The following is a 25525-nucleotide window of genomic DNA, read 5'->3' on the forward strand; positions in this document are numbered from 1 at the left end:
CCCGTCAACCGGCAAATCGTCAGCTCTGTGAGTCAACCAGGTTAGTAAATGCCATAGCCAGCGCTTCTGCCACGCGGATGCCGTCAATGCCCGCAGACCAGATCCCGCCGGCATAACCTGCGCCCTCACCGGCCGGGTACAAACCCTTTACGTTCACGCTCTGGTAATCCTTACCACGCTTAATACAAACCGGAGACGAGGTACGGGTTTCCACACCGGTCAGCGTGCCATCAGCTTTGGCAAAGCCTTTTATCTGGCGGTCGAACGCAGGAATGGCTTCACGGATAGCTTCAGTGACATAGCCCGGCACCACTTTGCTTAAATCTGTCAGGGTAACGCCCGGCGTATAAGACGGCGTGACGTCTCCCAATTCTGCGCTTGGCTTACCGGCAAGAAAATCGCCGATAAGCTGGCCCGGCGCATGGTAGTTTTCGCCACCGGCTTTAAAGGCCATTTCCTCCAGCCTGCGCTGTAATTCAATCCCCGCCAGCGGGTGACCGGGATAATCTTCTTCCGGCGTGATGCCTACCACAATGGCACTGTTCGCATTGCGTTCATGACGCGAGTATTGGCTCATGCCGTTGGTGACCACACGACCCGGTTCAGAGGCCGCCGCGACCACGGTACCGCCCGGACACATACAGAAACTGTACACCGTGCGGCCATTTTTACAATGATGCACCAGCTTGTAATCGGCAGCACCCAGGATGGGATTTCCGGCGTTATCACCGAAACGGCATTTATCAATCATGCTCTGTTCGTGTTCAATGCGAAAACCGATAGAGAAAGGTTTTGCTTCAATATATACGCCCTGGTCGTACAGGTTTTGGAAGGTGTCCCGGGCGCTGTGACCCAACGCCAGAATTACCTGCTTGCAGGCCAGATAGCCGCCGTCAGACAAATGCAGGCCTTTCACCGCATATTCGCCGTCTTTTTCATCCATATCGAGCTTTTCTAGCCGCGTGGAGAAACGGATTTCACCGCCAAGGTCGATAATTTGCTGACGCATTTTCTCAACCATGCTCACCAGTTTGAATGTACCGATGTGGGGCTTACTCACATACAGAATTTCTTCCGGCGCACCGGCTTCCACAAATTCATGCAGCACTTTGCGTCCGTAGTGTTTACGATCTTTTACCTGACTGTACAGCTTGCCGTCAGAGAATGTACCGGCACCGCCCTCCCCGAACTGCACATTGGATTCGGGATTTAAAGGCTGTTTGCGCCAGAAACCGAAGGTATCTTTGGTACGTTCACGCACCGCTTTGCCCCGTTCAAGCACAATGGGTTTGAAACCCATCTGTGCGAGGATTAACGCGGCGAAAATACCGCAGGGACCGAGTCCCACCACCACCGGGCGGTTGTTCAGATTTTCCGGTGCCTGCGCAACAAACTTATACGTCATATCCGGCGTGATTCTGACCTGCTGATCAGCGCTGAATTTTTCCAGTAATTTTTCCTCATGGTTTACCGACACATCCACAGTGTAAATCAACTGAATATCTTTATTGTTGCGGGCGTCATAACCGCGCTTAAACACACTGGTTTCAAACAAATCACTGGCAGCAATACCAAGCTTACTGATGATGGCCTGCGGCAAGGCATCGTCGTTATGATCAAGGGGAAGTTTTATATCGGTTAAACGCAACATGAGGGATTTCCTGGTTCGCCGGACAGCCTGTCTGTCAGAGCCAGCATAGTGTAATGCAGATACTGACGATCCGGTAGACATTCACCGGCATTTGTCTTTTGATCCCTCTGCTTTACACTTATAATCCGCCCACATTTTCAGACATGCGGATAAACCATGACATTTGTAGTAACCGACAACTGCGTGAAGTGCAAATACACCGACTGCGTCGCCGTGTGTCCGGTGGATGCGTTTTTTGAAGGTCCGAACTTTCTGGCTATCGATCCGGCCATTTGTATTGATTGTGCTTTGTGTGTGCCGGAATGCCCTGCCGAAGCGATTATTCAGGATACCCATTTAACCGAAGAGCAAAAGCCCTGGCAGGAAATCAATGCGGAACTGAGTCAGCAATGGCCGAATATTACAGAGGTAATTGCGCCGCCGGAGGATGCCGACAGCTGGAACGGTGTGCCGGACAAACTGCCGCTGCTGGAACGCTGAGCTGCGACAAACAGGCTTAGCATGCAGTATGCGCCGCCGCTGGCGCATACAGGCCGGTTCAGCCCTTGAATCCGGTAGCCACCAGATACACTTCCCGGGAACGCGGGCGGGACGCCGCAGGTTTTCTTACCACCACTTTTGAAAATGACGTTCGTACATCTTTCACGTACTCATCGTAGCCTACGCCCTGAAACACTTTTGCACAGAAGCTGCCACCCGGTTGTAATACGTTTCTGGCCATGTCCAGTGCCAGCTCAACCAGATACATAGACGCATACTGATCGGTGGTATTCACACCACTCATGTTTGGCGCCATATCAGACACCACCACATCGACCCGGTCATCCCCGAGGGTATTCAGGATCTGGTCATAAACGGCTTCATCAGTGAAATCGCCCTGAATAAAATCCACGCCGATAATGCTGTCCATGGGCAGAATATCTGACGCAATCACCCGCCCGTTGTCACCAACGATGGGCGCCACAATTTGCGACCAGCCACCGGGTGCAGACCCCAGATCCATGACCACGCTGCCGGGTCGGAACAATTTGTCTTTTTCATTAATTTCGAGAAGCTTGTAACTTGCCCGTGAACGGTAACCGTCAGCCTGCGCTTTTTTAACGTAGGGATCATTAACGTGTTCTTCCATCCATTTTTTGCTGGTTTTTGAGCGGGCCATAGTCAGTTCTGCAGTAGCTAAAGGGAAAACGGCGTTCATTGTAATCACGCACAGCGGTTTTGCAAATGCAGCGCACCAACAAACTTCACAGCCTGCCTGACTTCCCTGCGGTTACAGGCTACAATGCGCAGCTTATTACCGCTTTTTGCAACACTGTTTCCGGAACTTACCTGCACATGAAATTAGACGACGTAAAAAAACTGCACCAGAAGAAATACCGTTCGCAGTTTGGCTTTTATCTTGTTGAAGGTGAGCATTTAATTCAGGAACTGCAACGCTCGTCATTGATGGCGCAGTCTGTCACTCTGTACGTAACGGAAAGCTGGCTTTCCCGTGGCATTGAGCTGGACACCCGTTTTGATGTAGTAACTGTCACAGACCGGCAAATGGCTTCACTCAGCGATACCAAAACCCCGCAGGGCGTGATTGCCAGAGTACCGCTGGCAGCCCATGCTGTGGCACCTGAGAATAAAACCGCCGGTGAGCGAAGTATTTATTTACATGAAATTCAGGACCCCGGGAACCTGGGCACCATTTTACGTTCTCTGGCCTGGTTCGGAGGCTTCCGGTTACTGCTGAGCCCCAACAGCGTTGACCCGTTTAATTCCAAAGCGGTGCGTGCGAGTATGGGGGCAATTTTTCATCTGCCGGTAGAAACCGATGTTACACTGGATGATTGTCAGCAACGCTTTACCCGCTTTGCCTGCCTTGATCTTAACGGTAAAGCCATCAGCGACCCGCAGTTCAACGATTTTCCCTGCTACCTGTTTGGCAACGAAGCCCGTGGTATACCGGAAGACGCACTGGCCCGGGCCGGCGCTGAGGCCTTCACCATTCCCGGCAACGGCCAGATTGAATCACTGAATCTCGCCAGCGCGGTTGGCATGTGCGTGTATCAGCTTTCACTGAGCAACAGCTGATAGCTACCTGATAATTTATGCCAGTGACTCCGGACTATGAATCAAATACATTGACCTGCGACTACCGGCGGGACGGTTTCACACGTACAATCAATCACTACCAGACAGACTAACCACACCGGTCAGATTAAACACCTCAGATAGTCACCGGCATTCAACAGGAGCCCTATGAACCTGTCGCAGATTGAAGCTTTCTGTGCCATCGCCGAAACAGGCTCGGTATCGGAAGCTGCCCGTCAGCTGGAATGTAACCGCAGCAAACTGAGCATGGCCATTAAAGTGCTGGAAAGTGAGCTGGGTGTGGATTTATTTGTGCGTACTGGTAATAAGATTGAGCTATCGGAAGTGGGTAAAGCCATTTATAAAGACTGCGAAAGTATGCTCATCACCGCCACCCGTATTCGCGGCACCTGCGCGCAGGTAACCGGTGAATTTGCTGCTGAAGTATGGATTGCGCCGGACGATTCATTGCCAGACCCTGTCTGGCAAGGCTTTATCCACTCGCTGAATAAACTGTTTCCGAATACGTCCTTCAACCTCGTGCTGGCGTCCAGCGGTGACCTTGCCAATCTGGTTGCTACCCAGCAGGTGGATTATGCTTTTGGCGTGGATTACGAGCGTTTCGATGATGCCAGGATCAGCTACAAACCACTGGGCAAAATTCGCATGATGTCGGTGTGCAGTGCTTCCCACCCGCTGACCCGCCTGAAACGGGTAACCGATGAAGATCTCCGCAATGCTATGCAGGCGGCGATGGTGTATCTGAACGAGCAGAATAACTCCAGTCTTGAACCCTTCTCCCGCCACTACATCGGGTTCTCCAGTTTTGAATTTATGCTGAATACCATTCTGACTGAAAGTGCCTGGGGTGTGCTGCCTGAACCACTCATCCGCCATCATTTGCGTGAGCAGCGCCTGTCGGTTATCCGCCATACCTATGGCCTTACTCAGGAAGATTATTGCATGGTCAGCCTCAACGGCAGTGCTGAAAACCCGGCCATGGCCTGGCTTGCCGATAAGCTGAGCGACTACCTTTTTGACTTCTGATGTAAAAGCACGCGGCTGCTGTCAAAATTATTGACAGCAAGTTTTATCTTTATCTCATTGTTTTAAATAAACTTTTCCAACCCCCCCCTGTCAGCCCTCTATCACGCGACCAAATCGTCATTGTAAATTACCGCCACCGGGCGAAAATCAGCGCAGATTTTTCAGAGGTTATCTTTCCCATGTGTGCCCGTACCCGTAATAACGAAAAGCAAACACTGACACTTTCAGCCCTTTTTGCCGGCCTTTTTGCCGTTGCAGGCCTGATGGTCGGACTGTTTGTTGACTCAATGGTTATTGTTTTCGACGGTGTGTATTCACTGGTGAGCCTGCTGTTAACTTTATTGTCGCTGGCAGCTTCCCGTTTCGTTATGCGCCCGTCCTGTGACCGCTTCACCTTTGGCCGTGCCATTTTTGAACCGGCCGTCATAGCTGTAAAAGGTGCGGTGATCCTGCTGGTTGTCGGCTATTCCCTCTACTCCGCCATTGTTTCACTGCTGACAGGGGGCCATGAAGTCGATGCGTCAGTCGCTACCGTATTCGGTGTGGTTAACGTAATTGGTTGTGTCTTTGTGTGGTGGAACGTGGCTGCGAAGAATAAACCTGTGTCATCAGACCTGATTGAAGCTGAAGCCAGTCAGTGGCAGATGGACACATTATTGAGTGTAGCCGTGACAGCAGGATTTGTGATTGCCTGGTTATTGTCACTCAGTCCCCTTGCCTCTTTCGCGGTGTATGCGGACCCGGTGATGATGTTAGCTATATCAGCGTTCTTCATCAAAGTGCCTTTTACGATGCTGATGTCAGCAATGCGCGAGCTGTTCTTAATGGCGCCCGCAGAAGAGCTTCGTCAAACCATTGATGAAAGCGTGGCCGCTGCGGTTGAAGAGTCAGACCAGGAAATTGAATTATCCGGTGTGGCAAAAGTCGGTCGCGAGTTGTGGGTAGATGTCGACTTTTATCCTGATAGCAGTGATGTTATCCGCGTGAAAGATATCGAGCAAACCCGTGAAACCATCCGCGAAAAGCTGTCTGACTTGCCCCTCAAACTGCAAATTACCGTGAATATCGCCGGCTAAGCTGCCGGCGGTTACCTGACTGACTGAGCCATGCCGGATACGGTACAATCCCGCCAGCTTGTTTACCTGCCAACATTTTAACAAGCTGGCAGCGTTATATTTACAACTCCCGTTGATCTTTTCCTCCTGCGATAAAGTAACCCTCAAAATCCTCAGGTTATCTCACATCTGCTTGTCAGCCAGTACAGCAATGCGTAGGATTTGCGGCGCTTTTTTTAGTGGTAACCTACTCAACATGTTAAATTTTCAGCAATTTCGCGAACAATTTATCCGGCAAAAGCTTCCCGCTTTACTGCTGCTGGTGTTCTGCGCATTTCTGATTGAAAACAAACAGGTTTACCTCACCACCGTCACGACATCCCATGTGGATGCCTCTATGTGTACGCTGGGTTTTGAAGTCGATAATACAGATGAAGAGCAACCGGACCCGTCTGTGCCGGTCACAGAAGTTCTCACTGTTTCTGCCTGCACTCCGGCGCTTGTCTCCGTCAGGCCCTCTCACTTCACCACCCCGTCCACCTGCCGCTACAAGTTACCTCCGCCCCGGGCGCCGCCCTACGCGTAATCATTCCGGAATAGTGCCTGCGCACTGCTCCGGGGACACTTCAACGATATTTTTCTCACAGGCAAGTCCGGACAGATCCCATTTCTGACCGGATGGATTTCTGCGGCCTTTTCTTCGCCACACACTCTGAGTGTGTGTGACGGGGCCGCGTCGGGCCTGCGCATGTCCCTGCGCAGGCGCAATAACCATAAAAAACGTGATCTATGAAAACGAGAACAATCCTGACTTTAAGTGTAGTGACAGCGCTGCTTGGCGGCTGCGGTCACGATGAAACCGCTGGCCATGAACAAACTGTAGAGTTTGATGTCACCCATCCTCTGCGTCAGAACAACACAACCGTGAAAGAGTATGTCAGTCAAATCCGTGCCATTCAGCACATCGAAGTGCGTGCCATGGAGAAAGGCTATCTGCAAAACACCTTTGTGGATGAAGGGCAAACGGTAAAAGCCGGTCAGCCTATGTTCAAAATTATGCCGGCTGTTTATGAAGCCGAACTTCATAAAGCACAGGCAGAGGCGGAAGCCGCCAGAGTGGAATACGAAAATACCCGTTCGCTGCAATCGCAGGATATTGTGTCTGATACTGAACTGGCCGTCGTCAAAGCAGGGTATGACAAAGCCCTGGCAGAGGTAGCGCTGGCACAAACCCACCTGGATTTTACCGACATCCGCGCGCCGTTCACCGGCAAAATGGACCACCTTGAAGCGCGAACCGGCAGCCTGCTGGATGAAGGTGAATTGCTCACCACCTTATCTGATCTCAGCACCATGTGGGTGTATTTCAATATGCCGGAATCTCAGTATCTGGATTATGTTCAGCGCGGTCAGGATATCACTGAAACTACTGTGCGGCTAAAGCTGGCTAACGGCTCGGTGTACGAACAACCCGGCCATATCGATACCATTGAAGCTGACTTTGATAACACCACAGGTACCATTGAAATGCGGGCTTCGTTCCCGAATCCCGATGGCCTGCTGCGTCACGGACAAACAGGTAACGTACTGATGGACGTTGACTATCCTGACAGTGTGCTGATCCCGCAAAAAGCCACTTTCGACATACTCGATCAAACCTATGTGTACGTCGTTGACGACAATAATACTCTGCACACCAGACACATTCAGATTGCCGCAGAACTTCCCCATGTATTCATTGTGGCAATCGGACTGGAAGAAAGTGACACCGTGCTTATCGACGGATTACGCCGGGTCAGGGACGGTCAGCAAATCGAAGCAGACATGGTGTCTCCTGAAGAAGTCTTCGACAGCCTTGAGTTGGCAGCAGAGTAAAGGTCGCGATTATGTTTGGAGTTTTTATAAAGCGGCCTGTCATGGCCATTATGCTGTCGCTCATGATTGTGTTTCTGGGCGTATTGTCGATTTTTTCTTTACCTACATCCCAGTATCCGGATATTGCCCCGCCTCGGGTGCTGATCTCTCTGGCATACCCGGGTTCCAATGCTGATGTGCTGGTAAAGTCCTCTCTGGTTACTATTGAGCGCTCCATTAACGGTGTGCCGGGCATGAAGTACATTGTGTCTGACGCCACCAGCGCCGGTGAAGCCACGATTCAGGTGATTTTCGAGCTGGGTGTGGATCCTAATCAGGCACTGATGAACGTGAAGAACCGGCTTGATCAGATCAAAAACCGTCTGCCGCAACTCGTTCAGCTTGAAGGGGTGGTGGTAAACCGCGTGCAACCCAGCATGCTGATGTATATTAACGTGTTCAGCACGGATAAAGATGCGGATGAAAAGTTTCTCTATAACTATTCCAACATCAATATCATTCCTGAAATTCAGCGTGTGAACGGTATCGCCAGCGCTAAAATTCTTGGTAGCCGTCAGTACGCCATGCGTGTGTGGCTGAAACCTGACCGCATGCGGGCCTACAATATTTCCACTGAGGAAATTATGGAGGCCATGGACGAGCAGAGCCTGATAGGACGGCCGGGCCGTCTGGGACGCAGCTCAGGGTTAAGTGCCCAGTCCAAGGAATATGTACTGGTGTATGAAGGCCGGTACAACAAACCGGAAGAATACAAGAACATCATTATCCGCGCAGACTCCGACGGTAAATTACTGAAACTGGGCGATGTGGCCGATGTGGAACTGGGCAGTGAATTCTTTGATATTTACTCCAACAAAGACGGTTATCCCTCAGCAGCCATTGTGCTTAAACAAAGTTACGGCAGCAGCGCCAGTGATGTGATTGAGCAGGTGAAAGCCAAAATGGAAGAGCTGCAGGATACCTTCCCGCCGGGCATGGAATACGAAATCAACTACGATGTATCCAAATTCCTTGATGCGTCTGTTGAGCAGGTACTGCATACGCTGGCCGAAGCATTTGTGCTGGTATCTATGGTGGTGTTTATTTTCCTCGGAGACTGGCGCTCTACCCTCATTCCCATCATCGCCGTACCGGTATCGCTGATTGGTACCTTTTTCTGTATGCAGGCCTTCGATGTCAACATCAACCTTATCACCCTGTTTGCGATGGTTCTGGCTATCGGGATTGTGGTGGATAACGCCATTGTGGTGGTGGAAGCCGTGCATGCCAAGATGGAAGTTGATGCAGCCATCACGCCCTACAACGCCACCCGGCAGGTACTGGGCGAGATGGGCGGTGCGATTATTGCCATTACCCTGGTAATGGTGGCGGTATTTATTCCGCTTATCTTTATGACCGGTCCGGTGGGCGTTTTCTACCGTCAGTTCTCCATTACCATGGCATCTGCCATTATCATTTCCTGTATTGTGGCGCTGTCACTGACACCGGTATTGTGCGCCATGTTGCTGAAGAATCATCACGGTCAGCCACAGAAACGCACGCCGGTAAGTATGTTCATCAACAGCTTCAACCACGTGTTTGATAAAGTTACCGGGCGCTACACGGGCCTGGTGAGGGCTGTGGTTACCCGCCGCACGGTAACCGCCGTTTTACTGGTAGCCTTTGTTGCCGGTACCGTGGGAGTAAACGCTAACTTACCGGCAGGTTTTATTCCCGGTGAAGATCAGGGACAAATCTACGCCATTATCCAGACGCCCCCCGGCAGTACACTGGAAGCAACCAATAAAGTTGCCAGAGAATTGCAGGAAATGGCGCTGGAAATTGAAGGCGTGTCTTCGGTATCTTCGCTGGCAGGCTATGAAATCCTGACAGAAGGACGGGGTTCCAACGCCGGTACCTGTCTGATCAACCTCAAAGACTGGGCAGACCGTGAGCAGACTATTCCGGAAATCATTGAGGAACTGGAAGAGAAGGCCCACCACCTCGGTGCGGTCATTGAGTATTTCGAACCCCCTGTTGTGCCGGGTTACGGAGCCTCATCCGGCCTGTCGTTCCGTCTGCTGGATAAGACCAACACCACGGATTACCATGAATTCGATGACATCAACAAAGACTTCATGGCTGAACTGGGTAAGCGCAAAGAGCTCAAAGGACTGTTTACCTTCTATGCCGCCGATTATCCCCAGTACAAAATCGAAATCGACAACCAGGCCGCCATGCAAAAAGGTGTTTCCATTAAAGCGGCAATGGAAAACCTCGATATCCTGATCGGCAGTACTTATGAGCAGGGTTTCACCCGCTTTAATAACTTCTTCAAAGTGTACACTCAGGCGGCCCCTGAATACCGCCGTTATCCCAGCGATCTGCTGGATTACTACGTGCGGAATGAAGAAGGGGAAATGGTGCCCTACTCTGCGTTCATGAAATTAATCAAAACCGAAGGTCCTAACGAGATCACCCGCTACAACCTGTATACCTCATCGGCCATCCGTGCTGAACCGGCTGCCGGTTATACGTCTGCAGATGCCATTAAGGCTGTGGAAGAAGTGGCAGCGGAAACACTACCACGGGGCTACGACATTGGCTGGGAAGGTTTGTCATTTGATGAAGCCAGACGGGGCAATGAAGCGGTGGTGATTTTCGTGGTGGTACTGCTGTTCGTGTACATTGTACTGGCAGCGCAATACGAGAGTCTGCTGTTACCCTTTGCCGTTATTCTTGCCTTGCCAACCGGTATCTTCGGCTCGCTGGCCATGCTGAAAATGATGGGTCTGGCAAACGATGTTTATGCCCAGCTCGGTCTCGTTATGCTGGTAGGTCTGCTGGGTAAAAACGCCGTACTGATAGTGGAATACGCCGTGCAGAAAAAAGAACAGGGCTTGTCTATTAAAGAGGCGGCAGTGGAAGCGGCAACCGCCCGGTTCCGGCCAATTCTGATGACCTCCTTCGCCTTTGTTGCCGGCCTGATCCCGCTGGTTATCGCTACCGGTGCCGGTGCAGTGGGCAACCGTACAATCGGTTCATCTGCGCTGGGCGGTATGGTAACAGGCACAGTCTTCGGCGTGCTGGTGATCCCGGGCCTTTACTATTTATTCGCCAAACTGGGCGACGGTAAATCTCTCATCAAAAATGAAGACCAGCTGCCCTTCACCGAAACTTACCACTACAACGATAAGGAGAGTGACAATGACTAAATCACGCTGTTTTACCCTTAGTCTGAAACCGCTTGTTGTCGCGGTAAGTGCGGCTTTACTGCTGCAGGGTTGTGCAATACCTGATATCGAAACCCGTGACGCCAGTGTGGAGATGCCGGAACAATTCACACCTGAAACGACAGAGACGCCGGTGAATATAAACTGGGAAGACTGGTTTAACGACCCGGATCTCATTGCTCTGGTAGACACTGCGCTGGCAAACAATCAGGAAGTCGCCATGATGCTGCAACGCATTAATATGGCGGCCAATGAAGTCTATGCCAGAGAAGGGGAATACCTGCCTCAGGTGTCTGCCGGAGCTGAAGCCGGCGTGGAGAAAGCCGGTGAATATACCCGTGACGGCGCAGTGGAAAAACAACTGGCTATCCGCGAAGAGAAGGAATTTCCTGATCCGCTGGCGAATCTGCGCCTTGGCCTTAATGCTTCCTGGGAGCTGGATGTCTGGCATAAACTTCGTGACGCCTCTAAGGTCGCGTCACTGGAATATCTGGCCAGTATTGAAAGCCGCAAGTTCTTCGTCACTGAAATGGTGGCGGAAGTGGCCCGCACTTACTACGAGTTGCTGGCGCTGGATAACCATCTTGCGAATCTGGATGCCAATATCGATATTCAGCAACATGTGCTCAATACCCTTGAGCAACTTAAGCACTATGGCCGCTCTTCGTCTTTACCACTCACCCGCTTTGCGGCTGAAGTGAATAAGAATAAGAGCGAGCGGTTTCAGGTCAGGCAGGAAATTGCTGCCACTGAGAACAAGCTTAATTTGCTGCTGGGTCGGCCTCCCCAGCCCATTGCGCGTAACGCTGAACGTTTGATGACAGCATCACTGACAAAGCCCTCTGCCGGCGTGCCGTCTGAACTGCTTGCCAACCGCAGCGATATTCGTGAGGCTGAACTGACACTGCAGGCGGCGAAGCTGAATATCGACGTTGCCCGCGCCAACTTCTATCCGTCTTTCGCGCTGAAAGCCGGTGTGGGGCTGGAGTCCTTTGATACCCGGTATCTTCTGGACACACCGGAGTCTGTTGCCTGGTCACTGTCCGGCGATATTTTTGCGCCGCTGATCAACCGCCGTGCAATTGAAGCTGAGTATAAAAATGCCAGTGCTGAGCAGATTCAGGCTGCTTATGAATACGAGTATACCGTTGTCAGGGCAGTTTCTGAGGTTTCCACCCGCTTGTCTGCACTGGATAACCTGAGCAACAGCTATGCAGCAAAACAAGCCCAGATTGAGCAGCTGGATGCGTCGGTGAATATTGCCAACAAACTGTTTGCCTCTGCCCGTGGTGAATACCTGGAAGTGTTGCTGGCACGCCGGGAGTCACTGGAAGCGAAAAGTGAACTGATTGATACCCGCAAAGAGCAGTTCACTGCACTGGTGGAATTGTATCAGTCGCTGGGCGGCGGCTGGCGCAGCTAAAGCTCAACCAAACCTTGCCGGAAACAAAAAAGCGGACAATTCGTTGTCCGCTTTTTTCAGGCTGTTTTGCTCAGAATGCATAGTCCGGCAGAGGAATATCAATCATACCTTTACGGTACTGTTCTGTTGTTTCTTCACTGAGTTCATCACGGTTCGACTCTGCATAGCGGCGCAGCTTTCTGATTTCGCTGTGCTCTTCCACTTCCCGCAATGCATCGCGGTAGCGCGCCATTCCGCTGCGGCCGATAGCATTGGTCAGCCAGGCAAAAGTATCCGCCTGATTCTTCTGTGCTGTGGCATAGTTTCTCAGTAATATTTCCGCAGCTAAATCACACAGGGCCTCGCTGCGAAGCTCTTTTGATGACATTTCCTGTGCCGCCCGTTTCAGACTGGCAAGGTCGCCGGCCAGCATCATCTCTTTAAGACGACTGACTACATCTGCGTCGGCCTCTTTGCTGTAAAGATCTTCCGGCAACGTGTACATGCCAGCCACAAATTGCTCTCCCTCTGCACCCGGCAACTCGTCGAGAGCGGTATCAGCATGGCGTTCCAGCTTGTCTATCTGTGTGTTTTCCACCACTTCAGACAACACGCCGTAGTAGCGGCCATTTTCGGATGCACCAATGGCACGTGCCAGCCACGCCAGGGAGTCCACATCACTGCGCACCGCATGGGGATATTTCTTCAGCAGAATAGCCGCAGCAATATCCAGTAATTCAGGATCGGCCATTTTAGTACTGAAAATACGTTTTGACGCTGTTTTTAACTGAACCATATCGCCGGAAAGCATCATGTCCGCCAGCTTCTGTTCCTCAGGGCCTAATTCCGCCATTGCACTGAAAGACAAGGCGCTTACCGATAATCCGATTGCCATCACGGCCGTTTTTATATATCTCATCATTACTCCATTTCGTTGAGATCACTTCACTTCAAAATCAGTACATACCGCCATTGACGCTGATCACCTGACGGGAAATATAGCGGGCCTCATCTGACACCAGAAAGCCGATGGTATTGGCCACATCATCCACATGACCGAAGGTGCCAAGGGGAATCATTTTCTTCGCTTCGTCTGCCACCGCCCCTTCAATCATACCGGTTTCAATGACGCCCGGTGCAACACAGTTTACTGTGATCTTTCTTTTACCCAGCTCAATAGCCAGCGCTTTAGTGGCACCGATAATGCCGGCTTTAGACGCGCTGTAATTCGTTTGCCCGCGGTTGCCCATCAGGCCGGAAACCGAGGACAGGGTAACAATACGTCCGCCCTGACGCAGCCTGATCATGGGCATGATCACCGGATGCAGCACATTGTAGAAACCATCCAGATTGGTGTGTACCACGCCATCCCACTCTTCACCGGTCATGGCAGGAAAGGCAGTATCGCGGGTAACACCGGCATTACAGACCACACCGTAATAAGCACCATTTTGTTCAATATCGGCTTCAATGGCGGAGCGTGTTCCGTCTCTGTCGGCAATATCAAATTGCAGGGCCACGGCACTGCCGCCGCCGGCAATAATATCCTCAACCACCTTGGCAGCAGCGTCTTTACCACTGCGGTAATGTACCGCTACGGCAAACCCCTGCGCAGCCATTTTGTAGGCAGTGGCTTTTCCGATACCGCTGCTTGCTCCTGTAACGAGGATTCTTTTTTGTTCAGACATGAGATCCTTTTTCCTTCTTGTCAGGCTCACCGTTAAACAGGCTTATTGCCGCAATAAAATTAATCGTATTTCCAATCAGAATGATGCTGCCGAAGGCCTGAACTACCGGCATTTCGCTGAATGCCAGCAAGCCGAAAGACAGCAGGCTGGTTACTGCAGACAGCAAAATTGCTTGTTGGGTAGTGTCCGGTTTGTCCGCCATTTCACGGGCAAAGATGATGTAATCCATGCCAAGTCCCAGCACCAGAAACAGTGCCATGACATGAAACACATTGAGGGCCTGACCGCACAGAAGCACCAGCGCGACGGCAATCAGGCTGGCAGATGCAGGAATAAGCAGCAGCCGGAGTACCCCGGCACTGCGGTACCAGAGCGCCAGCAGCAGTCCGACCAGACCGTAGGCAATAACCAGTAAAAAGGCACCGGTTTCCCGCTGGGATTTCAGTGCCAGTGTGGCATTGCCCAGGGTATTCACATAGTCAATTTCAGGAATGGCAGCCGCCGCTTTTTCTATGGCAGCTAAATCACTGTTTTTGCTGATAAGAGCAAAACTGATTATTTCTTTGTTGTTACCGGCCCCTCTTCCTGCCGACCAGAGCGGCGGTAGACCATCAACTCGTTCAGACAAACCGGCGAAATCCAGTACCTTGCCGGCACCGTCAACGTAAGCCGCTTTTACCGGTGCAACAGACTCTGGCGGTAAACCCAGCGCGCCGGCAAATACATCAAGCACACCGCCATCACTGTAAAGTTTTGCCTGCAATGCATAATCCGCCTTTTGCGCTTCAGGTGAAGGCAACCAGTCAGCGATGCTGCTCACGGAATCGCGGTGCACACCTTCAGAAGTCAGCAAACGATCCAGTGCATCAAAAATCTGTTGTGGCTGTTGCCCGCGGATAAGCAGATAACGACCGGGCTCGTATACCTGGGTCAGCGCCGATACAGCCTGCTCCTGCTCAAGTAAGGCAGGAGAAACATGGAAAAAGCGTCTGGGATCGTCATTCACCTGCAGTCCGCCGGCGTACAGGTACAAGGCACTCATCACCGCCATGGCGAGTCCGGCAATAGCCAGAGCGCGGGGTCGTCGGGCAGTGACACGCTGACAGGAACGAATTACAGTTTTCAGCAACGGCTGTCTGGCTTCGATGGGACGGCGCACTATTAACGGCCCCAGCAACATGACGCTCAGCCAGGCCATGGCCAGCCCGGCACAGGAAAACAGAGCAATTTTCTTAAGAATAGTAAGTTCAGCCAGGCTCAGGGCACCATAACCCACCAGCGATGTAATCACACTCAGCACCATGGCGCGGTACAACACGGTATCATGACCGCTGGCACGGGCTTTCTCATTTGCTGGCTGCGCCGGAGACTGTGCGGCAGATAAGAAGTGATAGAAATAGTGCAGTGAATAATCCACCACAATACCAATCAGACTGGCACCGAAAACAATGGTCAGCACATGCACAGAACCGTATACCCATACGCTGGCGAGAATGCCGGCCCCCACACCGGCGGCAATGGAGCCAAGGGCCAGGGTTAACGGTAACAACGAACGGAAAACCAGCAACATCAGCACCAGTACGCCGGCTATTGAGCCTGCAGCAATAAGCTGAATATCCGCTTTGGCTGACTGCGCTGAATCCACAGCAAAAAAGAACATCCCGGAATGCAGCACGGACACATCAAACTCTTCACTGACGGCCTGCTCTGCGGCTTTGATTTGTTCGTAAACAGCATGCTGCTGCGTCATACCGGCGGGAAAATCAGTGAAACTCACGCTGAATGACGTAACGGCTGCGGAGCGCTTTTCAGCCACCATGGACGGCTCAAGACGTGCCGACATCCCGATAAGGTAATCTGAAAACCAGCCGAGGGGATCCTGTTCAAAGGGAACCAGTCTGACGCCCTCTCCCAACTGATAAAGCTTTCGCTGCGCCGCTGCGGCCAGTTGTTCAGGGGTTTTGTCGTTGAGGGCTTCCCGTTGAGAATCACTGAGAAAATTGAACCTGAAGGGTGTAATAGCAGGCAAATATGCGGCCTGCATTTCATCATTGCTGGCAACGTGCAGGCCAGGCACGACATTCAGAGCCGTTTGCAATGAACGGGCAGCTTGTTCAGTGCGCTTATCGTCGTCGCTCTGCACAACCACCATAAAACGCTGGCTGATGTCATCAGTTAACGCGTCCAGCGCATATTGCAGGGCGGGGTCGCGTACTTTATCCGGATTTAAGTCGTTGAGATTCGTATCAATCTGCACTGCCTGCGGATTGATAACAACAAACAGCACACCGGCCAGTAGGGTAACAATGAAGCACAGCCGGAGAAAAAACGACATCATCGTTGATCAGAATGCGTCGAAGCGGGCGGGTGAAAGCAGAACGCGACACCAGTTTGTTTTACCGGAATACAGGGTTTCACATTGTTCCCAGGCTTTCCGCTTGCCCTCAAAACTGTATTCCTCAATCTGATCAATAAGCACCTGCGTATTTTGCCCGGTTGCGTCTGTGACTTTAATCGTTACGGCAGGTTGCGGGACATCCCCGTCTCCGGTCGCGGATTTGGCGATACGGATAGCTTCCAGTCCCTTTCTCATCATCTCGCTTTCAGGAATAAGTAACAATGTGCCATCCGGTTCCTGAGTGACCGCAAATTCATCAGTAAAATAGCCGGTGTCGCCTTTCAGCAAACGAACAAAAATGTTCGACATAATATAACGGGCAACGCCGCTGAGAGGCGTTAATGTGCCATCATCTTCAGCCCTGAAATTGTTGGTGCTGTTCACGTACAATATGGCTTCACTGAAGGGTTCGCTGGTATGCCATACCAGTCCCAGATCGCAGGAATAATAAAAATCACCGGCAGATTTAAGCGGTACAGGCAGGCCCTGCATAGATTTTTGCTGGCTGAACTGACCGGAAAAGTGACAGCCGGAAGGAAACATGGAAGAGAGTAACTGCTCTTCGGTGGCCTTGTCTTCAACTTCCCGGGAAGGTTCTGCATCCGCCATAGCCGGCAACACTGCCAGCAGTCCCGTCAGCAAACTGATGAACGCAAGGCGACTCATGATTTATTTATCCATGCAGTGACAGCGTCAGTAAGAAATGCCGGAGATTCGTACTGGGTGATCTGCTCAGGCATAGCCACCGCAAACTGGGTTGTCTTGCCTTTAGTGAACACCTCACCGGTATCACGATCTTTAATGGCATAGCTGATTTTCAGGCGGTTTTCCCATTCAGTCAGCCAGGATTCCACCACGACTTTTTGCTCAAACAGCAGAGGCTTGATGTACTTCACCTGAATATCAACGATGGGGAAAAAGAACCCCTGCTCTTCCATCACACTGTACGGGCAGCCTATTTCAGACAACAACGCACAGCGGGCCATTTCCATGTATTTAGGATAGTTACCGTGCCAAACCACGCGGTACGCATCCACATCGAAAAAAGGAATGTCGATATTCAGGCGATTTTTTTTCATCGGTTTATGCTTTCGCCGGCAACTCAGCAAGTACGTCAACGACGTCCTGTATGGTTCTCACCTGCTTGAACTGAGACGGAGAGATTTCTACGTTAATGGTCTTTTTCAGGTCAACCAGTAAATCTACGGCATCAATGCTGTCGATATCCAGGTCTTCGTAGAGACGGGCTTCAGGCACGATTTCCGCCGGTTCCAGCTCGAAAAGGTCGACTAAGGTGTCTCTGACCTGTGCCAGGATATTTTCTTTTTCCGCATTCATAACGCATTCCCTCTTTGATTTTCCAGCTGTTCCGGCGTGGCCGTTGTCTCTGTAGACAGCTGTTTGTTGTAATAGTTTTCCAGAAACTGAGTCAGATGTCTGTACTGCTTAGGTCGCGGTAACGTAGTGTCTATGCAGTCATCCAGTGCCAGTAATTCACCTGAACGCAGTGTAAATGCCGGGCCGCCTTCCGGGATATCATACCATTTATCGCCCTTTTTCAGCGCCCGGGGGTAGCACTCTATCATCACAGGCATGATGGAGGCATTAACGGCCACCGCCATATTGGCAGCTCCCCTTTTAAAGCGCAAAACGTTATCTTCTTTGGTCCGCGTGCCTTCAGGAAAAATCAGAATATTCTCCCCGGCTTCCAGTTTGGCCGCCGCCATAGGTAATACCTGCTCAGCATTGTTTGGTATAAACCCGGCCTGGCGCACCACCGCACCGGTAAAAAAGTTATCCCAAATGGCGCTTTTCACAAAACAACACATCTGCTTATTCACGGCAAGCAGCAGCACCACATCAATCAGTGACGGATGGTTCGCAATAACAATGTGCCCGGGGCGGGCTTTGTGCATAGAGTCCACATCGAACGAATACCGGATAAGGCCGAAAAATCGCATGATACGAATAAATGTCAGGCACCCTTTATGAATACACCAACGGATCATGCGTTGCTTTTTAGCCGGCGAAATAATGGTGACAGGACTCATCAGCCGGAAGAAAACACCGACCAGCAACGCCCCCACGCCAAACAGCGAATAACTCACACCGGCGCTGAGGATTTGCCAGCTTTTGCGCAGTTTAGCTAACAGCATACCAGCACTCCGGTGCGGCAACCGCCAGGCTGTTCCAGAGGCAGATACCGGCTCAGACACAAAAACATTCGATTTCAACCAGCAAGTCTTTACGACAGATATCGGCCAGAGTGTACACCGCTTCAACGTCAGGGTAATGGCTGCTCAGCCAGTCACGGATATAGGCGACATCCTTTTCGTGACGGACATAGACTTTAAAGGCTGACAACGGGCACTGCTCCGGATTCGCTGTTTCAAGCAAATGGCGGATATTTCCCATGGTCACATTGAGCTGCTTCTTAATATCTCCCTCTCCCAGTGTCTGATGGCCTGTGATGCTGGCCGTTCCTGAAATAAACAAAAAGTGAGAGTCATTCAGTGTCAGTGCGGTAGCACGGGCAAATGAGGGACTGGAAATGCCATACTGGCGGGGATATTCGTAGGCGTTCACCTGATGGTGGTTATTGTAGTGCCGTGGCTTAACGCGGCTGGCGAACACATAAAATACAGCACCATCGTTATGATGCCCCAACGCTGATGCAGCGGGGAAAGCCTGAGGGGAAATACCTGCTTCTTCAAACGCTTTCAGACGACCGGTGCAAAACTTTTTATACACCTCATGGTCGCCGTCACCGGCATTAATCGCCGGCAGATAATTCCAGAAGCGGAACGGATGCGCGAACCCTTTCTCACCCAGCACACCCAGAATTGTCCCGTAGGCGGTTTGCGTGTGTTGCTCAATATCACAGCATTCATCCTTTGTCAGCCAGTGTGCAACGCAAATCACATCGTCCGTTTCAGACCAGTAACAACGTCCGGTCTGGCCACGGGTCACTTTGCCCTTTACCGTCCACACTTCACTGACTGTATCAGAGCCCGCTTCTTCAAGCCCTGTTGCAATCAGGCCGTTCCCGAAAGGTTCACACTGGTTGATAAGAGGCATTACCGCTAGAACATCCTCACGGGATTGCAGGGCTTTGGCGGGGGTGGAACAAAAATGCTGTTTTAACATGAGACAACTGGATGTGGTGTAATTTCAAACAGGAATGAGGCAGCCATTCACATGGCAAAAATATCAGCAGGTAATCATTCCGTGACACAAAATTAGTTTTTAATCTGGCGGTAGTTTAAACTAGCGAAAATTGAAAATAAAGCGAATGGACTCACCCTTTACCATGGCTGTTAACATTCGTGAACACCAGTAAATAACTCTTTCATGCCTGATACTTTTCCCCTTTTTACCCGTGAAGCAGAAGACACAATTGCTTATCTGACCCGGCCTGTCGGTGCAGCAGATCTCAATACCGGGCCGGTTACTGAAGTTAATTGCGGGTAACAGGGAAAAGTGCCATCAACCCTTCCGTTAGCGCACCCCGCCATACAAAATAGTCATGCCCTCCTGCATATTCCCGGTATGAAACATCATAGCCTTTAAGCTTTAATATATCCCGAAGGTGACGGCTGCCATCAAGGATCCCTTTTTCTCCATTACGGCCACCTTCAAACAAACCCGCACTGATAAAAAAGCGAACAGGAAGGCGCTCAGTACGCATGATATTTTCAGACACATAGTACGTTTGCGCAGCCATTGGGCCGCTGTCGGCTGACCACCAATAAGATCCGCTCATTGAAATAACGTTGCCAAATATATCTGACCGGCGCAGTGCATGGTTGGTTGCCCCAAGCCCGCCATAGCTGGATCCCGCAAGTACCCGTTGCTTCGGGATAAACTGACGTTGGGATTTTTTCTCAACATACGGTATTAATTCCTGTACCAGCATCCCGGTAAATGCTCTGTTATCCGGAAGTTCATTACTCCGCGTCTGACCATCAAGGTTATCGATAAAAATGGCTTCTACCGGTGGTAGCTCACCTGATGCCACCAGGTTATTTAATATATCCGGCAAACTCACTTTTTTAATGTATGCGGGACCATCGAATATCAATAACTGAATGGCACTGTCCTGTTGAATATCTCCTATTTGGAATACCTTTATGTTCCGGCGGTTATTGAGTTGTTTACTATCAAGTACAAATGAATAAGACGGAGAAAGATGAGAATCAAATTGCTTTACACCAGGTTGAAGCGGTGCTTTTGCCAGTTCCACAGTAGATTCTTGTTGATATTTGTCTTGTGCGTCAGGCCACACATTTGGGTTATTGGGGTCCCGCTGAACCTTAGCAAGTAAAGCAACACGTTGTTCATAGCGTTCACCTGCAAATTGGGGAACATCTGGCGCAAGCTGATATGCAAGCCGTGTGTCTTCAGGAACAAGGTAACTTTTGTACCAGATATCCGACGAGGAAAGTCTGTCCAACCACCCGTGATCGTTATCTGGCGCGCCAAACAACAAAACGTTTTGTTTAGCTCCGCGATAGATAAATGTCAGTAAAACGTTATCGCCCACTGCTTCCATGAGCGGCGTACCATTTTCAATTAAACCCGCCCAAACTTGATCAACATCTCCCCCTGCATCAAGCGCGGCTACTGCACGACTCATTATTTTACTCTGAGGAGGGCGCTTATAGCTTTGTTGCTCTTCGATTGACACGATTCGTTTTATGTTAAAACGAGGCGTGTCTCCGAAGTACCGGATAACCGGGTTGTTGTAAGCAGCTACAAAGTGCACGGGAGACTGGCTATCCGGTCTCAAACTGAACTGGCGACAGGCCTCACCATTTTCATCGAGCAGCCAGGCTTTGACTCCATAACCTGCGACGATTTCCGCACTTACATAACTCCCCTCCGGAGCATGGATAGTGAGGGTATTACCTGCACTATGGTGGAGAGGTTGATTCTGAGTCAGGGCGAATGAATGAAAGGCGTAAGATAATGATGCAATAATTAGGTAAATACGTAGACGCATTCCCTGCTCCCTCTTTAAGGCATGACCAGACGAAAGCTTGATATATTATCCAGATGAACCAAAATGTAAATGATAATGCTTATCAATACTAAATTTAACCCAGGCATTTTTCTTACAAGGGGATTTTTATCCCACACTCCCCTTATTGCAGCAGAATACTGCTGAACCTCCCCCGATTTATTTAGATTAACCGTACAAGAAAGAGTGGTTTGCGTGACTACTTAAATATGAATGTAAAGAGACATAAATTCTCCTGACAAGTTGTTGATAACAGTTATCATTATCATTTAAGATTAAATGGATTGTTTCCGCTATAATTAAAAATGGAGAATTAATGAACACTCAAACTCCTTCAGGCGCTAAGAAATTCCTGTTAGCGACCTTAACTTCCACCCTTTTCATCCCTCTTGTGCAAGCTGAAGAAAGCAAGGAAAAAATTGAAAACATCACTGTTTACGGTACAAAAACCTCAGCACTGAAGTTAAATTCTAATGGTGGCGCATTAGGTGCAATGGCTATTATCGACACCCCTTTTTCAATCGCGACGATTACAGAAGACGAGCTCGCCGCGCGCCAGGTAAACAGTCTCGAAGATCTATTTGCCCACGAAGCATCAGTAAATGTGAGAGCCGACAGCTACTCAAGCTGGGGAGAGACCATGAGCGTACGCGGGCTGGATCTCAACTACGAAAATAACTACAAATTAAATGGTCAGTCACTGAATGCTTTCAATAGCGAATTACCCTATGAGGTTTTCAGTCAGGTGGCTCTTTTAAAGGGGGCAACTGGTTTCATGTACGGCTTTGCTGCACCAGGTGGGATCGTGAATTACACCACCAAAAAACCAACGAGCGATTTGCTTTCAGCCAGCCTGGGCTATGCCAGTGATAGTATCTACAGTTTACACCTTGACGCAGGTAAGCGCTTTGGTGACCACGGCCAGTTCGGCGCTAGGGTTAATCTGGTCCACAAAGAAGGGGATACCCATATTGACGGCGGCACTATGGAACGAAATACCATTTCAGTGGCACTGGATGCACAATTAACGGATAGCCTTTACTGGACGTTCGACTTTATTTCCGATTCCAGGGACAGTGAAAATATGAGCAGTTTGCTCTACTACACTGAATGGCGAATGGACGAAGCTGTCACCAGTATTCCTGATACAGTAGACGGTAGCACTAATCTGGCGCTGGATGATTCTTTTGATGACAGTGATTTTCTTGTGTTTCAATCAACGCTGGCCTATCAGTTCAATGATGAATGGAAAGCACAAATTGAATATAGTCGCACTGAAAACAATACATGGTGGATGAAATCCGTACCCTACGTGGCTAATAATGACTTTGACTATAAAATCATGGTTTATGAGCAAGCTCTTGATATTAAGTTTGATCAGGTTAATGGCTTTTTTGAAGGCAGTTTCGACACCGGCAACTTAAAACACGAAATAGTTTTAGGCGCTTCGTATCAAAAAGAAGAGATTTATCGCAATGACCCGAACCGGATCACTGTCGTGCTTGATGAATACAACAATTTATTCAACCAGGTCGATATTGATTACACCAAATCCCTCGTGAAAGACCTCAATAAACTATGGGCTTATGACCAAACGTCCTATTTTCTCAGTGACGCTATTGCTTTTTCGGAACAATGGCGTTTATTAGCTGGCTTGAGATACAGCAAATACAATTATGGTGACCTGAACACGGACGTTTACGCATGGTTTGAGGGTACTGAAAGAGACAGCGAGGCAACGACCCCCACCATAGCGTTGATCTATAACCCGGTTGATGACACCACCATATATGCCAGTTATGTCGAATCATTAGAGGAAGGGCAAACTGTAGGTGACACTTATGAAAATGTGGGCGAAGTGCTGGATGCAACCATCAGCAAGCAATATGAAATTGGCGCTAAATTAGAGCGGGAAGATTATAGCCTTACATCGGCATTGTTTCGCATTGAGCGGGTAGCAAACATTGCGACGGCCGACAATTATTTAACGCAAGATGGCGTAACCTTATATCAGGGTTTTGAATTCAATGCATTGGCTAACGTCAACGACAATACAGGATTGTATGCTAACTTACTCCTGCTGGATGCCAGTTACGACAGCATGGAATCAGGAAGTACAATAGAAGGAAACCAGGTGGCTGGTTCTCCTGAACAGCAATTTAGCGTCGGAGCAAATTATTCTTTTAGTGCGATTCCGGGGTTAGCAAGTGATATTGCCGTGAGATACTACGACAAAACGTTTATCGATTCAGCCAATGAGCTTGAGCTTGATAGCTATATACTCATTGACGTTAACGCCAGCTATGAAACGACATTATCAGGTAAGAATGTGGTATTCAGAGCCGCAATTAAAAACCTGACCGATAAAGAATACTGGGCGAGTACAGGGAGTACCAGTGAGGGGATTCGTATCGGCGCACCGCGAACATTATCACTCAATGTCAACGTGGATTTTTGATACAGAACGATTTATTTGAAAAACGGGTGGGATTGACATGGACGTCTATCCCGCAATCATTCCGTGACACAAAATTAGTTTTTAATCTGGCGGTAGTTTAAACTAGCGAAAATTGAAAATAAAGCGAATGGACTCACCCTTTACCATGGCTGTTAACATTCGTGAACACCAGTAAATAACTCTTTCATGCCTGATACTTTTCCCCTTTTTACCCGTGAAGCAGAAGACACAATTGCTTATCTGACCCGGCCTGTCGGTGCAGCAGATCTCAATACCGGGCCGGTTACTGCCTCCCGCTTTCTTTCCCATGTGAAGCAGGTCGCAGAGGCTCTGACCTGTCAGGGTTACGCGATTAACCTGTGTGAGAACCGTTACCTGTTTCTGGTGGGGCTGTGTGCCGCTGTTTTACGGGGCGCAACGACCTTATTACCGCCGGATAAAAATATCGCCACCCAGGAGCAGATGAACGGGGACTATGGGGATTGTTTTATCATTCACGACGGGAGTGAAATCAGTGCCGCTATCCCTGCATTTAATATTTTATCGGTGAAATGCCCGCAGGCTGACAGCAGCGATTTTTCGGTACCCGCCATTGCGGATGATTTTCTGGCCTGCATCAGTTTCACTTCCGGCTCTACCGGAAAATCAAAGCCTAATCTCAAATACTGGCGCACCTTGCACCGCAGCAGCCTGATCAACTACACCTTCATGATCCCTGATTGTGAAGAGACCCTGTACCAGCTGGCTACCATGCCCGCCCAACACATGTGGGGTTTTGAAACCTCAGCCTTGCTGCCGTTATTCAGCAAAGTATGCATGAGTGATGCTAAGCCCCTGTTCCCGCAGGACATTCTGGACATCTTTGCAGCTCTGCCAGAACCCAAACAGCTGGTTTCCACTCCCGTACATTTGCGGGCGCTATGTGCCGGTATGAGGTCTGAAGTTCGCGCCCATTCCGTACTGTGCGCCACGTCCCCGCTTACCACAGAACTGGCCACCGAAGTGGAGCAGAAATTCAACGCGCCGTTAAGAGAAGTCTACGGTTGTAGTGAAGTGGGATCGATGGCGGTGCGGCGTTCTGCCAAAGAGCAAGCCTGGTTTAAATTTGAAGGCATTGATTTTGCGCAGGAAGACGGTACCACCACGGTGCGCGCTGAACATTTGCCCTCCGATACCGTACTGCAAGATTTCATTGAATTTAAAGATGACAATCACTTTGTGTTATCCGGGCGGGCAAGTGACCTGATAAAGATTGCCGGCAAGCGGGGTTCGCTGTTTACCATTAATCAAACGCTGCTGACGTTTAAGGGCCTGGAAGATGGCATTGTGATTCATCCTGAATCAGCAGGACCGGTTACCCGCCTTGTCGCCATTGTGTCGCTAAAGCCGGGGGTAGAAAAAGCCGAATTGGTGCGCTTTTTACAAGCGCGTCTGGACAGTGCTTTTGTGCCGCGACCTGTGTACGTGGTAGATGCCCTGCCCCGCGAACCTAACGGTAAGCTGCTGCGCAAAAACATTGATGCGCTCCATGCGTCACTGAAAAAGAAAAGATAATCAGAGTACCGGCAGTTAAGTAAAAAAGGGCGTCCCGAAAAATTCGTGACGCCCTTTTTGTTTGTTTTTTCACTGCCCTGCCGGCA

The 25525-nt window shown here is 50.1% G+C and carries 21 protein-coding genes; 10 read left to right on the forward strand and 11 right to left on the reverse strand.

Annotated elements, in window-relative coordinates; all coding sequences use genetic code 11:
* Positions 1-19: 19 nt before the first annotated feature.
* The gene (locus ACXAG2_RS16710) at positions 20-1651 is read right to left on the reverse strand and encodes an NAD(P)/FAD-dependent oxidoreductase (RefSeq protein ID WP_474868828.1); all 1632 of its coding nucleotides are present in this window, start codon (positions 1649-1651) and stop codon (positions 20-22) included.
* 156 nt (positions 1652-1807) lie between these two features.
* Between ACXAG2_RS16710 and fdxA the strand changes: the two genes are divergently transcribed.
* Entirely contained in the window at positions 1808-2131 is a 324-nt protein-coding gene (gene fdxA, locus ACXAG2_RS16715; RefSeq protein ID WP_119502361.1) for a ferredoxin FdxA, read from the forward strand.
* Between the two features lie 58 nt (positions 2132-2189).
* On the opposite strand, the gene rlmE is transcribed toward fdxA, so the two are convergent.
* The gene (gene rlmE / locus ACXAG2_RS16720; protein ID WP_474843467.1) at positions 2190-2810 is read right to left on the reverse strand and encodes a 23S rRNA (uridine(2552)-2'-O)-methyltransferase RlmE; all 621 of its coding nucleotides are present in this window, start codon (positions 2808-2810) and stop codon (positions 2190-2192) included.
* 176 nt (positions 2811-2986) lie between these two features.
* Here rlmE and ACXAG2_RS16725 point away from each other — a divergent pair, with 176 nt between their 5' ends.
* The 7 genes from ACXAG2_RS16725 (at position 2987) to ACXAG2_RS16755 (ending at position 12342) form a co-directional block, all read left to right on the forward strand.
* On the forward strand, positions 2987-3730 hold the full coding sequence (locus ACXAG2_RS16725; protein WP_474868831.1) for a TrmH family RNA methyltransferase: 744 nt from the start codon (positions 2987-2989) through the stop codon (positions 3728-3730).
* 168 nt (positions 3731-3898) lie between these two features.
* Positions 3899-4777: a LysR family transcriptional regulator gene (locus tag ACXAG2_RS16730; protein WP_119502365.1), complete on the forward strand. Its 879-nt coding sequence runs from the start codon at positions 3899-3901 to the stop codon at positions 4775-4777.
* A 179-nt stretch (positions 4778-4956) separates the two neighbouring features.
* Positions 4957-5853: a cation diffusion facilitator family transporter gene (locus ACXAG2_RS16735; RefSeq protein ID WP_474868833.1), complete on the forward strand. Its 897-nt coding sequence runs from the start codon at positions 4957-4959 to the stop codon at positions 5851-5853.
* Positions 5854-6088: 235 nt separating this feature from the next.
* Positions 6089-6418 (forward strand): hypothetical protein, encoded by a 330-nt coding sequence (locus ACXAG2_RS16740; RefSeq protein ID WP_474868836.1) that lies wholly within the window; start codon positions 6089-6091, stop codon positions 6416-6418.
* 203 nt (positions 6419-6621) lie between these two features.
* Positions 6622-7707: an efflux RND transporter periplasmic adaptor subunit gene (locus ACXAG2_RS16745; RefSeq protein ID WP_474868838.1), complete on the forward strand. Its 1086-nt coding sequence runs from the start codon at positions 6622-6624 to the stop codon at positions 7705-7707.
* An 11-nt stretch (positions 7708-7718) separates the two neighbouring features.
* Complete coding sequence (locus ACXAG2_RS16750; protein WP_474868841.1) at positions 7719-10901, forward strand: efflux RND transporter permease subunit; 3183 nt, start codon at positions 7719-7721, stop codon at positions 10899-10901.
* Positions 10894-12342: a TolC family protein gene (locus ACXAG2_RS16755; RefSeq protein ID WP_474868843.1), complete on the forward strand. Its 1449-nt coding sequence runs from the start codon at positions 10894-10896 to the stop codon at positions 12340-12342. The genes ACXAG2_RS16750 and ACXAG2_RS16755 overlap by 8 nt, the downstream gene beginning before the upstream one ends.
* Positions 12343-12412: 70 nt before the next feature.
* Here the strand turns inward: ACXAG2_RS16755 and ACXAG2_RS16760 are convergent, their stop codons facing one another.
* The 9 genes from ACXAG2_RS16760 to ACXAG2_RS16800 all read right to left on the reverse strand — a co-directional run bounded on the left by ACXAG2_RS16760 (position 12413) and on the right by ACXAG2_RS16800 (position 21409).
* A complete protein-coding gene (locus ACXAG2_RS16760) occupies positions 12413-13243 on the reverse strand; it encodes a hypothetical protein (RefSeq protein WP_474868845.1) in 831 nt (276 codons plus the stop codon).
* A 34-nt stretch (positions 13244-13277) separates the two neighbouring features.
* Positions 13278-14009, reverse strand: a complete 732-nt coding sequence (fabG, locus tag ACXAG2_RS16765) for a 3-oxoacyl-ACP reductase FabG (protein ID WP_474868848.1) — start codon at positions 14007-14009, stop codon at positions 13278-13280.
* A complete protein-coding gene (locus ACXAG2_RS16770; RefSeq protein ID WP_474868850.1) occupies positions 14002-16347 on the reverse strand; it encodes an MMPL family transporter in 2346 nt (781 codons plus the stop codon). Before ACXAG2_RS16770 ends, fabG begins: the two co-directional genes overlap by 8 nt.
* Positions 16348-16353: 6 nt before the next feature.
* Positions 16354-17073, reverse strand: coding sequence for an outer membrane lipoprotein carrier protein LolA (locus ACXAG2_RS16775; RefSeq protein ID WP_474868853.1), 720 nt, complete (start codon positions 17071-17073; stop codon positions 16354-16356).
* The gene (locus tag ACXAG2_RS16780) at positions 17070-17486 is read right to left on the reverse strand and encodes an acyl-CoA thioesterase (protein ID WP_474868856.1); all 417 of its coding nucleotides are present in this window, start codon (positions 17484-17486) and stop codon (positions 17070-17072) included. The genes ACXAG2_RS16775 and ACXAG2_RS16780 overlap by 4 nt, the downstream gene beginning before the upstream one ends.
* 4 nt (positions 17487-17490) lie before the next feature.
* Positions 17491-17745, reverse strand: coding sequence for an acyl carrier protein (locus tag ACXAG2_RS16785; protein WP_119502376.1), 255 nt, complete (start codon positions 17743-17745; stop codon positions 17491-17493).
* Complete coding sequence (locus tag ACXAG2_RS16790; RefSeq protein WP_474868858.1) at positions 17742-18563, reverse strand: lysophospholipid acyltransferase family protein; 822 nt, start codon at positions 18561-18563, stop codon at positions 17742-17744. The genes ACXAG2_RS16785 and ACXAG2_RS16790 overlap by 4 nt, the downstream gene beginning before the upstream one ends.
* 52 nt (positions 18564-18615) lie before the next feature.
* Entirely contained in the window at positions 18616-19554 is a 939-nt protein-coding gene (locus tag ACXAG2_RS16795) for a chorismate transformation FkbO/Hyg5 family protein (protein ID WP_474868861.1), read from the reverse strand.
* A 310-nt stretch (positions 19555-19864) separates the two neighbouring features.
* On the reverse strand, positions 19865-21409 hold the full coding sequence (locus ACXAG2_RS16800; protein WP_474868863.1) for an alpha/beta hydrolase-fold protein: 1545 nt from the start codon (positions 21407-21409) through the stop codon (positions 19865-19867).
* Positions 21410-21743: 334 nt separating this feature from the next.
* On the opposite strand from ACXAG2_RS16800, the gene ACXAG2_RS16805 reads away from it, so the two are divergent.
* Both ACXAG2_RS16805 and ACXAG2_RS16810 read left to right on the forward strand, forming a co-directional pair.
* Entirely contained in the window at positions 21744-23885 is a 2142-nt protein-coding gene (locus ACXAG2_RS16805; protein ID WP_474868866.1) for a TonB-dependent siderophore receptor, read from the forward strand.
* Positions 23886-24071: 186 nt separating this feature from the next.
* Positions 24072-25439: an AMP-binding protein gene (locus tag ACXAG2_RS16810; protein WP_474868868.1), complete on the forward strand. Its 1368-nt coding sequence runs from the start codon at positions 24072-24074 to the stop codon at positions 25437-25439.
* The last annotated feature ends 86 nt before the right edge of the window (positions 25440-25525 follow it).

It is taken from the genome of Alteromonas sp. ABH4_456, assembly GCF_056160645.1.

Bases quoted from the DNA above. Each gene is read 5' to 3' on its own strand.
- ACXAG2_RS16710 (WP_474868828.1), bottom strand. From the start codon at position 1,651: ATGTTGCGTTTAACCGATATAAAACTTCCCCTTGATCATAACGACGAT.
- fdxA (WP_119502361.1), top strand. From the start codon at position 1,808: ATGACATTTGTAGTAACCGACAACTGCGTGAAGTGCAAATACACCGAC.
- rlmE (WP_474843467.1), bottom strand. From the start codon at position 2,810: ATGGCCCGCTCAAAAACCAGCAAAAAATGGATGGAAGAACACGTTAAT.
- ACXAG2_RS16725 (WP_474868831.1), top strand. From the start codon at position 2,987: ATGAAATTAGACGACGTAAAAAAACTGCACCAGAAGAAATACCGTTCG.
- ACXAG2_RS16730 (WP_119502365.1), top strand. From the start codon at position 3,899: ATGAACCTGTCGCAGATTGAAGCTTTCTGTGCCATCGCCGAAACAGGC.
- ACXAG2_RS16735 (WP_474868833.1), top strand. From the start codon at position 4,957: ATGTGTGCCCGTACCCGTAATAACGAAAAGCAAACACTGACACTTTCA.
- ACXAG2_RS16740 (WP_474868836.1), top strand. From the start codon at position 6,089: ATGTTAAATTTTCAGCAATTTCGCGAACAATTTATCCGGCAAAAGCTT.
- ACXAG2_RS16745 (WP_474868838.1), top strand. From the start codon at position 6,622: ATGAAAACGAGAACAATCCTGACTTTAAGTGTAGTGACAGCGCTGCTT.
- ACXAG2_RS16750 (WP_474868841.1), top strand. From the start codon at position 7,719: ATGTTTGGAGTTTTTATAAAGCGGCCTGTCATGGCCATTATGCTGTCG.
- ACXAG2_RS16755 (WP_474868843.1), top strand. From the start codon at position 10,894: ATGACTAAATCACGCTGTTTTACCCTTAGTCTGAAACCGCTTGTTGTC.
- ACXAG2_RS16760 (WP_474868845.1), bottom strand. From the start codon at position 13,243: ATGATGAGATATATAAAAACGGCCGTGATGGCAATCGGATTATCGGTA.
- fabG (WP_474868848.1), bottom strand. From the start codon at position 14,009: ATGTCTGAACAAAAAAGAATCCTCGTTACAGGAGCAAGCAGCGGTATC.
- ACXAG2_RS16770 (WP_474868850.1), bottom strand. From the start codon at position 16,347: ATGATGTCGTTTTTTCTCCGGCTGTGCTTCATTGTTACCCTACTGGCC.
- ACXAG2_RS16775 (WP_474868853.1), bottom strand. From the start codon at position 17,073: ATGAGTCGCCTTGCGTTCATCAGTTTGCTGACGGGACTGCTGGCAGTG.
- ACXAG2_RS16780 (WP_474868856.1), bottom strand. From the start codon at position 17,486: ATGAAAAAAAATCGCCTGAATATCGACATTCCTTTTTTCGATGTGGAT.
- ACXAG2_RS16785 (WP_119502376.1), bottom strand. From the start codon at position 17,745: ATGAATGCGGAAAAAGAAAATATCCTGGCACAGGTCAGAGACACCTTA.
- ACXAG2_RS16790 (WP_474868858.1), bottom strand. From the start codon at position 18,563: ATGCTGTTAGCTAAACTGCGCAAAAGCTGGCAAATCCTCAGCGCCGGT.
- ACXAG2_RS16795 (WP_474868861.1), bottom strand. From the start codon at position 19,554: ATGTTAAAACAGCATTTTTGTTCCACCCCCGCCAAAGCCCTGCAATCC.
- ACXAG2_RS16800 (WP_474868863.1), bottom strand. From the start codon at position 21,409: ATGCGTCTACGTATTTACCTAATTATTGCATCATTATCTTACGCCTTT.
- ACXAG2_RS16805 (WP_474868866.1), top strand. From the start codon at position 21,744: ATGAACACTCAAACTCCTTCAGGCGCTAAGAAATTCCTGTTAGCGACC.
- ACXAG2_RS16810 (WP_474868868.1), top strand. From the start codon at position 24,072: ATGCCTGATACTTTTCCCCTTTTTACCCGTGAAGCAGAAGACACAATT.